The 11165-nt window shown below is 50.4% G+C and carries 16 protein-coding genes; 6 read left to right on the top strand and 10 right to left on the bottom strand.

All coding sequences use genetic code 11. From position 1 onward, the window contains the following. The first annotated feature begins 369 nt into the window (after positions 1-369). Complete coding sequence (locus tag F3J38_RS24660; RefSeq protein WP_167143255.1) at positions 370-924, top strand: gamma carbonic anhydrase family protein; 555 nt, start codon at positions 370-372, stop codon at positions 922-924. On the opposite strand, the gene F3J38_RS24655 is transcribed toward F3J38_RS24660, so the two are convergent. From F3J38_RS24655 to dprA, 6 genes are read right to left on the bottom strand one after another with little or no spacing between them, the layout of a single operon-like run. Next, entirely contained in the window at positions 900-1148 is a 249-nt protein-coding gene (locus F3J38_RS24655) for a DUF1488 family protein (RefSeq protein ID WP_167143253.1), read from the bottom strand. The two genes, F3J38_RS24660 and F3J38_RS24655, sit on opposite strands and share 25 nt — an antisense overlap. Then, entirely contained in the window at positions 1145-1963 is an 819-nt protein-coding gene (aroE, locus tag F3J38_RS24650) for a shikimate dehydrogenase (RefSeq protein ID WP_167143250.1), read from the bottom strand. The genes F3J38_RS24655 and aroE overlap by 4 nt, the downstream gene beginning before the upstream one ends. 5 nt (positions 1964-1968) lie before the next feature. Then, complete coding sequence (tsaC, locus tag F3J38_RS24645; protein WP_167143247.1) at positions 1969-2544, bottom strand: L-threonylcarbamoyladenylate synthase type 1 TsaC; 576 nt, start codon at positions 2542-2544, stop codon at positions 1969-1971. A gap of 5 nt (positions 2545-2549) precedes the next feature. Then, positions 2550-3095, bottom strand: a complete 546-nt coding sequence (locus F3J38_RS24640) for a DNA topoisomerase family protein (protein ID WP_167143245.1) — start codon at positions 3093-3095, stop codon at positions 2550-2552. Positions 3096-3119: 24 nt separating this feature from the next. Then, a complete protein-coding gene (gene smg, locus F3J38_RS24635; RefSeq protein ID WP_039330869.1) occupies positions 3120-3593 on the bottom strand; it encodes a DUF494 family protein Smg in 474 nt (157 codons plus the stop codon). Next, entirely contained in the window at positions 3565-4689 is a 1125-nt protein-coding gene (gene dprA, locus F3J38_RS24630; protein WP_167143241.1) for a DNA-protecting protein DprA, read from the bottom strand. The genes smg and dprA overlap by 29 nt, the downstream gene beginning before the upstream one ends. A gap of 114 nt (positions 4690-4803) precedes the next feature. Here dprA and def point away from each other — a divergent pair, with 114 nt between their 5' ends. The 5 genes from def to mscL all read left to right on the top strand — a co-directional run bounded on the left by def (position 4804) and on the right by mscL (position 9545). Continuing rightward, positions 4804-5316 (top strand): peptide deformylase, encoded by a 513-nt coding sequence (gene def, locus F3J38_RS24625; RefSeq protein ID WP_167143238.1) that lies wholly within the window; start codon positions 4804-4806, stop codon positions 5314-5316. A 21-nt stretch (positions 5317-5337) separates the two neighbouring features. After that, positions 5338-6282: a methionyl-tRNA formyltransferase gene (gene fmt, locus F3J38_RS24620; RefSeq protein WP_167143235.1), complete on the top strand. Its 945-nt coding sequence runs from the start codon at positions 5338-5340 to the stop codon at positions 6280-6282. Positions 6283-6325: 43 nt separating this feature from the next. Continuing rightward, positions 6326-7612, top strand: coding sequence for a 16S rRNA (cytosine(967)-C(5))-methyltransferase RsmB (gene rsmB / locus F3J38_RS24615; RefSeq protein ID WP_167143232.1), 1287 nt, complete (start codon positions 6326-6328; stop codon positions 7610-7612). 31 nt (positions 7613-7643) lie between these two features. Further along, complete coding sequence (gene trkA, locus F3J38_RS24610) at positions 7644-9020, top strand: Trk system potassium transporter TrkA (RefSeq protein ID WP_167143229.1); 1377 nt, start codon at positions 7644-7646, stop codon at positions 9018-9020. Positions 9021-9131: 111 nt separating this feature from the next. Further along, positions 9132-9545 (top strand): large-conductance mechanosensitive channel protein MscL, encoded by a 414-nt coding sequence (gene mscL, locus F3J38_RS24605; RefSeq protein WP_034830732.1) that lies wholly within the window; start codon positions 9132-9134, stop codon positions 9543-9545. A 17-nt stretch (positions 9546-9562) separates the two neighbouring features. Here mscL and F3J38_RS24600 read toward each other — a convergent pair whose 3' ends face one another. From F3J38_RS24600 to rplQ, 4 genes are all read right to left on the bottom strand, one after another. Then, a complete protein-coding gene (locus F3J38_RS24600; RefSeq protein ID WP_167143270.1) occupies positions 9563-9781 on the bottom strand; it encodes an alternative ribosome-rescue factor A in 219 nt (72 codons plus the stop codon). A gap of 50 nt (positions 9782-9831) precedes the next feature. Next, positions 9832-10269 (bottom strand): Zn(2+)-responsive transcriptional regulator, encoded by a 438-nt coding sequence (gene zntR, locus F3J38_RS24595; protein ID WP_167143226.1) that lies wholly within the window; start codon positions 10267-10269, stop codon positions 9832-9834. Position 10270: 1 nt separating this feature from the next. Next, positions 10271-10642, bottom strand: a complete 372-nt coding sequence (locus tag F3J38_RS24590; RefSeq protein ID WP_167143224.1) for a DnaJ family domain-containing protein — start codon at positions 10640-10642, stop codon at positions 10271-10273. Positions 10643-10754: 112 nt separating this feature from the next. Beyond that, positions 10755-11141: a 50S ribosomal protein L17 gene (rplQ, locus tag F3J38_RS24585; protein ID WP_003850180.1), complete on the bottom strand. Its 387-nt coding sequence runs from the start codon at positions 11139-11141 to the stop codon at positions 10755-10757. Positions 11142-11165 lie beyond the last annotated feature (24 nt).

Here is an 11165-nt window from a genome sequence, read left to right as displayed (position 1 = left end):
CGAGTGCCCACACAGATTGTCTGATAAATTGTTAAAGAGCGGTGCAATCAGCGCCTTAAGCTGCTGTTGCGAGGTGGCGTATATTACGCTTTCCTCCTTCAGAGTCAAACACTTTTTTCAGCGTTTTTCTCCGGCGGGATGAATCACTTCACTCCCTGCTGAGCCGTCTGCGTTGCCGCTTTGCCGTCTCAGTGGATGCGCATTATAGGGATCCGGATTTTTTGCACAACCCCTTTTTTCGATCTTTTTAATCGACTGATGAGTTTTCAATCTTTTCGCTGAGATCGCGAGCGATCCGCTCAAAAATCATCTTGTTTGCCAGCCTTATAAGCCGCAGGCTAGGGGTAAAAGCGCAAAAGGAGAAAGATCATGTCTATAGCCCTACGACCCTATAAGAACCATTTTCCACAAATCGGCGATCGCGTAATGATCGATAGCAGTAGCGTAGTGGTGGGTGAAGTGCAGCTCGCCGACGATGTCAGCATCTGGCCACTGGTTGCTATCCGCGGTGATGTGAACAAAGTCGTGATAGGTAAAAGAAGCAATATTCAAGATGGCAGCGTATTGCATGTTACGCACAAATCCACCAGCAACCCAGAAGGCTATCCGTTGATCATTGGTGAAGACGTGACGGTGGGTCATAAAGCTATGCTGCATGGTTGCAGCATTGGCGATCGCGTATTGGTGGGAATGGGATCGATTTTGCTGGATGGCGTCATCGTAGAAGAAGATGTCATGATTGGTGCTGGCAGCCTGGTGCCACCCGGTAAACGACTGGAAAGCGGCTACCTCTATTTAGGCAGTCCAGTTAAGCAGGTCCGCCCGCTGAGCGAAGCCGAAATAGCAGGCCTGCTTTATTCTTCAAACAACTATGTTGGTTGGAAGAATGAATATCTCGCTCAGGAGAGCCAGAGCCAGCCTTGATCGTCGATCATATCTTTTCGGATCAACTGCTCTGCTTCCTCTTCTATATCCCAGCGATGGGCGCAAAATAGCGCCATCGCTTCTCCCGGTCCAAATCGGTCATTCAACGCTTCCGACTTGATGGCACAGGTTAATCCCATTCCCTGTATCACGACCGGAAAGACGATCGCTTGCCTGGCATCATCCCAGCTTTCACGATCGGGAAAGTGGATCGCCTGATTCACTGCTGCATCGACTGCTTTAACTTAGCAATAACCGGCGTGATCTCTGGCATGACACCATGCCACAGCTGAAATGCATGCGCCGCTTGTCCCACCAGCATACCTAAACCATCCGCCAACTGATGTGCACCGTACTGCTGGCACCATAGAAGGAAAGGCGTTAATCCCTGCTGATAAAACATGTCATAGCAACGGGTCTGTGGAGTGATCAACGTTTCAGGCAGCGGCGGTACTTTACCATCGACGCCACTAGAGGTGGCATTAATGATCAAATCAAATGCCTGGCCGGACAAATCAGCAAAACTGGCAGCCTGAATACCCCCGCTATGCTGAAATATCTCAGCAAGCTGCTCTGCGCGTTCCACGGTACGATTGACGACGACGATGGAACACCCTAAAGAAAGCAGCGGTAAAATCACACCGCGCGCTGCGCCACCCGCCCCTACTAATAAAATCCGATCGCCAGGACGGATCATTTTGAGTCGTTCCAGATCGCTCAATAGACCAATACCATCGGTGTTATCACCCACCACGGAACCATCGGCTCTTTTCTTTAAGGTATTTACCGCACCGGATAGTGCAGCACGCTCACTCAGTTCATCCGCAAACTCCCACGCCTGTTGCTTAAATGGCAACGTCACGTTCGCACCTTTTCCACCCGCAGCAAAAAATTCACTGAGTGACTGCGGGAACCCCTCTAAAGGAGCACAAATACGTCCATAGGTGTGATCGATGCCCGTCTGCTCTGCAAAAAGAGCATGGATAAACGGAGATTTACTGTGTGCAATCGGGTGACCAAAAACGGCGAAGTTTTCCATATCTATTATCCCTGACGAATAAGTTCGCCGCTGATAACGTCGCGAATCTCAGAAGGATTGATCCGCCCACCGGTTGCAGCATGCAAAACGGGGAATTGAGAACCGAACTGGTGTGCCACTTCTTCAGCATTGCGGCATGGCGGCTCACCCGACAGATTCGCGCTCGTCGATACCAAAGGTTTACCAAAGCCGCGGCACAGTGCTTGCACTTGCGGATGGTCGCTAACGCGAATCGCCAGCGAATCAAAACGCCCTGTCAACCAGCGAGGCGTGTGCGGTGTTGCCGGAACCACATAGGTTACCGGCCCAGGCCAGCTGGCAAACATACGCTCACGCTGCACCACCGTGAGTTCACGATCGGCAATATAAGGTTCCAGCTGCGCATAATCTGCGGCAATCAGGATCAGGCCTTTCTCGACCGGGCGTTGTTTCAGCGTCAGCAATGCCATCACCGCGCTTTCGCTGTCCGGATCGCATCCCAAACCAAAGACGGCTTCTGTTGGATAGGCGATAACCGCCTGCTGCTGAAGTTGCTCGATGCAATAATCGAGACTTCCTGGTAAATATTGATTCTGCTTCATAGTGGTTATTCGTCCTGGGCGATGGGCTTGCCACAGCGTTTGCTGGCGCAAAAGCGCTTCATGCCCTGTGCGGTTTTCTTTTCGATTAACAAAGGGAACTGGCAATGCGGACAGATACCTTCGATCGGGGTTGCATTAATCGCAAACTGGCAATCTGGATAGCGATCGCATGAATGAAAGGTTTTGCCGTAGCGAGAACGTCGCTGTACCAATTTACCGCTCTGACATTGCGGGCAGGCAATTGCGGTCTCATCGGGTTTGTCGATGGTTTCGGTATAATCACACTCTGGGTAATGACTGCATCCGATAAACATACCAAACCGTCCCTGACGCAACACTTTGTCGGCGCCGCACTCTGGACAAGCATGTCCTTCCAGTACTTTAACGACATGGCCATCAGCCTGGCTTTTCAGCGGGCGAATATAGTCACAGGTTGGATAATTGACACAGCCAAGGAAAGGGCCATGTTTGCCGGAACGAATCACTAATTCTGCCCCGCAAGCGGGGCAGGGATCGTGTTTACGCACGGTAAATAGTGCTGATTTACTCATATTTCAGAATGCATTAATCGCAAATTAATGCAGCATACCTTCATTGACGTCGAATAACAGTTCTTCCATCTGTTGGTACGCGTTTTCACATCCGGGGATGTTAAACAGCACCATCAGTACCACCCACTTGAGGTCTTCCAGATCGAACTCCAGGGTATCAAGGGCCATAACCCGTTCAATGACCATCTCGCGCGTTTCCATATTCAGCACCTGAACTTGCTCCAGGAACAGAATAAAACCGCGACATTCAGCATCTAAACGCTGGTTTTCCTCTTCCGTATAAATTCGCATGGAGAGAGGATCGGTAGCCAGTAACACTGGCGGAACCAGACCATCCTGATAATCCGCTAACCGTTCAAGCCAATTCAACGCATTGTAGATATCTTCACGATGGAAACCGGCATCGGTTAAATCATCGGTCAATTTATCCTGGTCAACGCGCATTTCGGCTTCGTTGTGGATATAGGTCTCAAACAAGTACATAAGTACGTCGAACATGGCATGCCCTCCTCAATCGGACATAGCCGCCGGGTACAGCTGCGATCCATCCTGCTAACTCCAGCTCGAGCAACTGAGCTGCGATAACTGGCACAGGTTGGCCGGCACGTTCAGCGACGACGTCAACAGGTGTAACCTCATTACCTACGTTAGCCAACACGCTAGCAAATGGCAATGGAACATCGTCACTGTCTTGTGAATATATTGTTTCTGCTGTGGTTAGCGGCAGCCAGTGCAGCGTGGAGTGCAAATCTTCAAGGATATTGTTGGGATGGGCGACCAGCAGCGCGCCTTGCTGAATCAACCAATGCGTTCCTTCACTGCCTTGATTTCCGAGCGCGCCCGGTAGCGCGTAGATATTACGGTTTTGTTCCAGAGCACAACGGGCTGTGACCAACGAACCACTTTTGAGTGAGGCTTCAACAACCAGCACCCCCTGGCTTAAGCCGCTGATAATACGATTTCTACGCGGGAAATTGACGGGGTGCGGAACCGTATCAAGAGGAAATTCGGACACCAAGGCGCCGCCGTAATCGATGATTTCTTGGGCCAATTTCTTGTGGCTTTTAGGGTAGATATGCTGCAAACCACTGCCTAATACCGCCACGGTTTTTCCCTGTGCTTCCAAAGCGGCACGATGCGCAATGCCATCGATACCCCGTGCCAGCCCACTGGTTATGGTCAACCCACTGAGCGAAAGCTGTTGTGCAAACCAGTGCCCCCAATCTTTACCGTAGTGTGAACAATGCCGACTGCCGACCACAGCCAGTTGCGGGGTGTGCAAAATGTCTACATTGCCTGCGACATAAAGCAGCACTGGACGTCGGCTAATTTCCATCAATTGAGCGGGATAATGCGAATCAATACAGGCTACTAAATAATGATGAGGATGACACAGCCACTGCTGTGTACGTTCCAGTTGCTGTGGAGAGAGCACGTTGAATTGCTGGCGCTGGATGTCGTTCAAACCATGCTGGTGCAGCAATTCATCATTTACTGGCATGTCGGTTTGCAAACTTTGCGCTAAATTCATCACGCGATTGGCACGCAGCCCTTTGACATTTGCCAGCCTGAGTATCCCTTCAACTCTCTCCATGCTGCACTCCTTTTCAGCCCGCTATCATGCGGTGCAATGCTGTCAATCAGGCATCAAAAAGTCTACAATATGAGGCAGTAATCTTTTCTTTAACGCATACAGATCTGGATATTTATGTCAGTTTTGCAGGTATTACATTTCCCTGATGATCGCCTTCGTAAAATCGCGGCACCCGTCGCGACGGTGAACGCCGACATCCAACGTATTGTCGACGACATGTTTGAAACCATGTACGCCGAAGAAGGCATTGGCCTGGCGGCCACTCAGGTCGATATTCATCAACGCATCATCGTTATTGATGTGTCCGAAAATCGTGACGAGCGTTTGGTGTTGATCAACCCAGAACTGCTGGATAAAGGCGGTGAGACCGGTATTGAAGAGGGATGCCTCTCCATTCCTGAACAGCGAGCTTTTGTGCCACGCGCTGAATGGGTCAAAGTTCGTGCGCAGGATCGTGACGGCAATACCTTTGAGCTGGAAAGCGATGGTTTACTGGCAATTTGTATCCAGCATGAAATCGATCACCTTGATGGCAAGCTGTTCATCGATTATCTGTCACCGCTGAAACGTCAGCGTATCAAACAGAAACTGGAAAAGCTGGCCCGCATGAATGCACGCGAAGCCTAAGCCCTAACAGAAGGTTAAACTGTGTCTGCACCGCTAAAAATCATCTTTGCCGGTACACCTGACTTCGCAGCGCGTCATCTTGACGCGCTGCTTGCTTCTGAGCATCAGGTCGTTGGCGTATTTACTCAGCCTGACCGCCCTGCGGGACGTGGCAATAAGCTCACCCCAAGCCCGGTAAAAGTTTTGGCACAGGCACATGATATTCCTGTGTTCCAGCCAAAATCATTGAAGCCGGAAGAAAACCAGCATCTGGTTGCCGATCTTCAGGCCGATATTATGGTGGTCGTGGCCTATGGTTTGATTCTTCCTAAATCGGTTCTTGATATGCCGCGTTTGGGTTGTATCAACGTACATGGGTCACTGTTGCCGCGCTGGCGTGGCGCTGCACCGATTCAACGCTCACTTTGGGCTGGAGACAGTGAAACAGGTGTGACCATCATGCAGATGGATGTGGGTTTGGATACCGGAGACATGCTGCATAAGCTTGCTTGCCCGATTACCGACGAAGATACCAGTGCCTCACTGTATGACAAACTGGCGCAACTCGGGCCACAGGGCATGCTGGTGACGCTGGATCTCCTTGCCAATGGCAAGGCACAACCCGAAGTCCAGAACGAAGAGCAGGTTTCTTACGCTGAGAAGCTTAGCAAGGAAGAGGGTCGTCTTGACTGGTCTCTTTCTGCCGCACAGCTGGAGCGCTGCATTCGCGCCTTTAATCCTTGGCCGATGAGCTATTTCCTGGTGGACGATCAGCCAGTTAAAGTGTGGCAAGCCAGTGTCTTACCACATCAGAACAAGCAACCAGGCGAAATTATCCAAGCGGATAAGCATGGCATTCAGGTTGCTACCGCTGATGGCGTATTGAATCTACTCTCGTTACAACCGGCTGGCAAAAAAGCCATGCCGGCACAAGATCTGCTCAATTCGCGTCGTGAATGGTTCACTTCGGGTACCATTCTGGCCTGATCCCCAGCTCGGTTTTCACCGGGCTTTTGTTTGATGAATGAATATGAAAAAAGCAACTAACCTGCGTAGCCTGGCCGCGCAACTGATTGAACGCGTGGTAGATAAAGGGGAATCGCTCAGCGCTATTCTTCCCGGTGCACAAAAAACACTGGCGGATAAAGACGGTGCCTTACTGCAAGAACTTTGCTTTGGTGTGATGCGCACGTTGCCTCAACTTGAAGCCTTAATCGGCAAGTTGATGGAGCGCCCGTTAACCGGTAAGCAGCGAGTTTTACACTACCTGATCATGGTTGGTTTATATCAGGTGCTGTACACCCGAGTTCCCGCTCACGCGGCGTTAGCTGAAACCGTTGCCGGTGCAGAAGTGCTAAAGCGCGCCAATCTAAAAGGTTTGATTAACGGCGTGCTACGTCAATTCCAACGCCAGCAAGAAACGTTAATTGCCGAAGTTGATCAAGGTTCTCAGCGTTATTGGCACCCAGGTTGGTTACTGAAACGTCTGCAAGCGGCATGGCCAGAACAATGGCAACAGATTGTAGAAGCGAATAATCAGCGCCCACCAATGTGGCTGCGTGTCAACCGACAGCACCATAGCCGTGAAGCATGGCTGGCGCTGCTGCAAGCTGAAGAAAAAGCCGCTTTCACCGGAGACGCGCCTGATGCACTCCGCCTGGAATCACCTGCACTGGTCAGCCAGCTACCTGGATTCGATCACGGCTGGGTAACCGTTCAGGATCTTTCAGCACAGCGCTGCGCCCTGCTGCTTGAACCGCAGGACAATGAAAGCATCCTCGATCTCTGTGCTGCGCCGGGTGGGAAAACCACACATATTCTGGAAATCGCGCCCAAGGCAAATGTGTTGGCGGTGGATATCGATGAACAACGACTTTCTCGTGTCCATGAAAACCTGCAGCGTTTAGGTATGCAGGCAGAAGTGCGCCAGGGTGATGGCCGCAAACCGGAAGAATGGTGCGGTGAGCAGCAGTTTGATCGTATTTTGCTGGATGCTCCCTGTTCTGCAACCGGCGTCATCCGTCGCCATCCTGATATTAAATGGCTGCGCCGCGATCGTGATATCGCTGAATTAGCCAGCCTACAGCGTGAAATTCTACAAGCCGTTTGGCCACGTCTGAAATCAGGCGGTACGATGATCTACGCAACCTGCTCGATTCTACCGGAAGAAAACCATCAACAGATTGCGGCCTTCCTGGCAGAGCACGATGATGCCATTGCTGAGAAACTCCCGCAGGGTGAAATCAACGGCTGGCAGGTTTTCCCGAGCGTTGATGACGGTGATGGCTTCTTTTACGCTAAGTTAATGAAAAAATAGTGCGACGCATTCTGACAAGAGCAACTCAACGATGAAAATTATTATCCTCGGTGCTGGGCAAGTTGGCGGCACTCTCGCAGAAAACCTGGTGGGTGAAAATAACGACATCACTGTTGTCGATACGGATGCAACACGCTTGCGGGCACTGCAGGATAAATTCGATCTGCGCGTGGTACATGGTCATGGTTCTCATCCGCGTGTGCTGCGTGAAGCGGGCGCCGAAGATGCCGATATGCTGGTCGCTGTCACCAACTCTGACGAAACCAACATGATTGCCTGTCAGATTGCTTACTCGCTATTTAATACGCCAAACCGTATCGCACGCATTCGCGCTGCTGAATATCTACGTGATGCGGAAAAATTGTTTGTTCCTGAAGCCGTGCCCATTGACCATTTAATTTCACCCGAACAGTTGGTTATCGACAATATTTACCGCCTGATTCAGTACCCAGGTGCTTTACAGGTGGTGAACTTTGCCGAAGGAAAAGTCAGCCTTGCAGTGGTGAAGGCTTATTACGGCGGGCCACTTGTCGGCAATCCACTATCCATTCTGCGCGAACATATGCCGCATATTGATACGCGAGTTGCGGCTATTTTTCGTCAAGACCGCCCTATTCGCCCACAAGGTTCGACAATTGTGGAAGCAGGCGACGAGGTCTTCTTTATCGCGGCGAGTCAGCACATTCGCGCGGTAATGAGCGAAATGCAGCGTCTGGAAAAGCCTTATAAGCGCATCATGTTGGTAGGCGGCGGTAACATTGGTTTTGGATTGGCACAACGTTTGGAAAAACAGTACAGCGTGAAGCTGATTGAGCGCAATCAACAGCGTGCAGCGGAACTGGCTGAACGTCTGCACGATACCATCGTGTTTTATGGCGATGCCTCTGATCAGGAGTTGCTGGCTGAAGAGCACGTGGATCAAGTCGATCTTTTCATTGCCGTCACCAACGACGATGAAGCCAATATTATGTCCGCGATGCTTGCCAAGAAAATGGGCGCCAAAAAAGTCATGGTATTGATCCAACGCCGTGCTTATGTCGATCTGGTACAGGGTAGCGTGATCGACATAGCGATCTCTCCGCAACAAGCCACAATATCCGCCCTGCTTAGCCACGTGCGTAAAGCCGATATAGTCGGTGTATCATCATTACGCCGCGGTATTGCCGAGGCCATTGAAGCTATTGCACACGGTGAAGAAACCACTTCGCGCGTGGTAGGACGTTTGATTGAAGATATAAAACTGCCGCCAGGAACGATTATTGGCGCGGTGGTGCGCGGTGATGATGTCATTATCGCTAACGATAATGTGCGTATCGAACAGGGCGATCATGTGATTATGTTCCTGACAGATAAGAAATTTGTTCCAGACGTTGAGCGCCTGTTCCAGCCGAGTCCTTTCTTCCTCTAAATCATCGCGGGCCATTGCCCGCCGTGATAATTCTGCATAATCCGCTGTGTTAATGGCAATTGCACAAAGGTTTGTTAGACTTTAGCCATTGGCCAAGGTAAGGAGATAACAATGAGTTTATTCAAAGAGTTTCGTGATTTTGCAATGCGCGGGAACGTGGTTGATCTGGCGGTCGGTGTCATTATTGGTGCCGCTTTCGGTAAGATTGTTTCATCACTGGTTGCTAATATCATCATGCCACCGCTGGGTTTGCTGATTGGCGGCGTCGATTTTAAACAATTCAAATGGGTCCTAAAGCCAGCTGAAGGTGATGTACCTGCCGTCGTCATGGAATACGGTAACTTTATTCAGACTATTTTTGATTTCGTCATCGTAGCCTTCGCGATTTTCATGGCGATTAAATTGATGAACAAACTGTATCAGAAGAAAGAAGTAGAAAAACCCGCGCCAAAACCTACCAATGAAGAAGTGCTGCTCACTGAAATTCGTGATCTGCTAAAACAACAGAACAGCGATAAATTGTGATAAAAAAGCCGCCATGCTCAGGCGGCTTTTTTGTCTGTAATGCAGAAGGCCAGTGATAAACTTTTCTGCTTATCACTGGCCTCCCAGTTTCCACCCTTCGCATGTTTGTCTTTACGTCGGTAGCTGCCTTTCCCTTTCTGATTCTGTTCAACGCGCTGACGAAACAGCGGGTCATGCAACAGTGCCTCAAGGGCGTTATTGTTAATCTTTCCTTTACAGTGTTGATAGCGGCTCATCATGTCCTCCGGTTAATAATGGCGAAACTATAGGCTTTTCAGTGCGAAATTCAATCCTTGCTACAACAAATTTCCGCATGTGGCTCTTCACCCTTTTCCAGTGCTTCAAGAATTGAGCAACAGGCGCTACTGTGCAGATCGCCACAGCAGGTCTCGGCTAATCGCTGCAAGGAACGCTGAATGGTTTGTAGTTCAGCGATCATGCCATTCACTTCATCCAGGCGCTTAGCCACAATGGCCTTGGATTCCTGGCAAGTATGATGTTCAGGATCGATACGGATCGAGAGAAGCCCACGGATCGATTCCAAGCTGAAACCGAGTTGCCGCCCATAGCGAATAAAGCGTAGGCGCTGCAGATCTTCATCACCATAAAGACGAAAACCCCCTTGGGTACGAATATCATGATCCATCATCTGCTGTTTTTCATAAAAGCGGATGGTGTCAGGTGTGACGTCGGCGAGTTTAGCCAGCTGGCCGATTTTATACATGTTACTTCTCCTGCTGCAGATGCTGGCCAATGGAATCAGCATATTCACCGTGCAAAAAGTCAGTGCTCATACCAGCCTGTCGCAATTTCATCTCCAGCAATGCCAGCTTTTTATTTAATTCACTAGCATGCCGTTCGGCCGGGTCTAACTGACGAAGAAGGTCATTGAGTTCCAGTGCTTCGCGTCGCAGTTCCAATTCAGGTGGCAAAAAACCGGAATTCTTCAATAAACGATAAGCCGTTCGCAGCTCAGGCGGTATACCGCTGTCATCGTCCAGCTTTAAAGGCGCACCTTCACCAGGCAGATTGCTTAGCTCGCCTTTCTCCTGAGCGGCACGAATGTGCTGTTCTACTAATTGATCGATCAGCCACATGATGAACTCCTGCTATGAATCACAGCGTTCAGAATAGCGAATGGGGGAGAAATGGGAAGAAATGACAGGTAATAAAAAACCCGCCGAAGCGGGTTTTCTACGTTGCAACAGATTACTCTGCAGCAGCTTCTGCTTGAGCTTCTGGACGATCAACCAGCTCGATGTAAGCCATCGGAGCGTTGTCACCAGCACGGAAGCCACACTTCAAAATGCGAGTGTAACCACCGGCACGGCTCGCGAAACGCGGGCCCAGCTCGTTAAACAGTTTTGCCACGATCTCGTTATCACGAGTGCGGGCGAATGCCAGACGACGATTAGCTACGCTGTCGGTCTTGGCAAGAGTAATCAGCGGCTCAACTACGCGACGCAGTTCTTTGGCTTTCGGCAGAGTCGTTTTGATGATCTCGTGACGAACCAGAGAACCGGCCATGTTGCGGAACATAGCCTGACGATGGCTGCTGTTGCGGTTCAGTTGACGACCACTCTTACGATGGCGCATGACCTTATCCTTCTCAGTGAAACC

It is taken from the genome of Candidatus Pantoea formicae (assembly GCF_011752625.1).
In the GTDB taxonomy this organism is placed as follows: Bacteria; Pseudomonadota; Gammaproteobacteria; order Enterobacterales; family Enterobacteriaceae; genus Pantoea; species Pantoea formicae.
This window is presented reverse-complemented; position numbering and strand designations above follow the sequence as displayed.

Bases quoted from the DNA above. Each gene is read 5' to 3' on its own strand.
- F3J38_RS24660 (WP_167143255.1), top strand. From the start codon at position 370: ATGTCTATAGCCCTACGACCCTATAAGAACCATTTTCCACAAATCGGC.
- aroE (WP_167143250.1), bottom strand. From the start codon at position 1,963: ATGGAAAACTTCGCCGTTTTTGGTCACCCGATTGCACACAGTAAATCT.
- tsaC (WP_167143247.1), bottom strand. From the start codon at position 2,544: ATGAAGCAGAATCAATATTTACCAGGAAGTCTCGATTATTGCATCGAG.
- F3J38_RS24640 (WP_167143245.1), bottom strand. From the start codon at position 3,095: ATGAGTAAATCAGCACTATTTACCGTGCGTAAACACGATCCCTGCCCC.
- smg (WP_039330869.1), bottom strand. From the start codon at position 3,593: ATGTTCGACGTACTTATGTACTTGTTTGAGACCTATATCCACAACGAA.
- dprA (WP_167143241.1), bottom strand. From the start codon at position 4,689: ATGGAGAGAGTTGAAGGGATACTCAGGCTGGCAAATGTCAAAGGGCTG.
- def (WP_167143238.1), top strand. From the start codon at position 4,804: ATGTCAGTTTTGCAGGTATTACATTTCCCTGATGATCGCCTTCGTAAA.
- rsmB (WP_167143232.1), top strand. From the start codon at position 6,326: ATGAAAAAAGCAACTAACCTGCGTAGCCTGGCCGCGCAACTGATTGAA.
- trkA (WP_167143229.1), top strand. From the start codon at position 7,644: ATGAAAATTATTATCCTCGGTGCTGGGCAAGTTGGCGGCACTCTCGCA.
- mscL (WP_034830732.1), top strand. From the start codon at position 9,132: ATGAGTTTATTCAAAGAGTTTCGTGATTTTGCAATGCGCGGGAACGTG.
- F3J38_RS24600 (WP_167143270.1), bottom strand. From the start codon at position 9,781: ATGAGCCGCTATCAACACTGTAAAGGAAAGATTAACAATAACGCCCTT.
- zntR (WP_167143226.1), bottom strand. From the start codon at position 10,269: ATGTATAAAATCGGCCAGCTGGCTAAACTCGCCGACGTCACACCTGAC.
- F3J38_RS24590 (WP_167143224.1), bottom strand. From the start codon at position 10,642: ATGTGGCTGATCGATCAATTAGTAGAACAGCACATTCGTGCCGCTCAG.
- rplQ (WP_003850180.1), bottom strand. From the start codon at position 11,141: ATGCGCCATCGTAAGAGTGGTCGTCAACTGAACCGCAACAGCAGCCAT.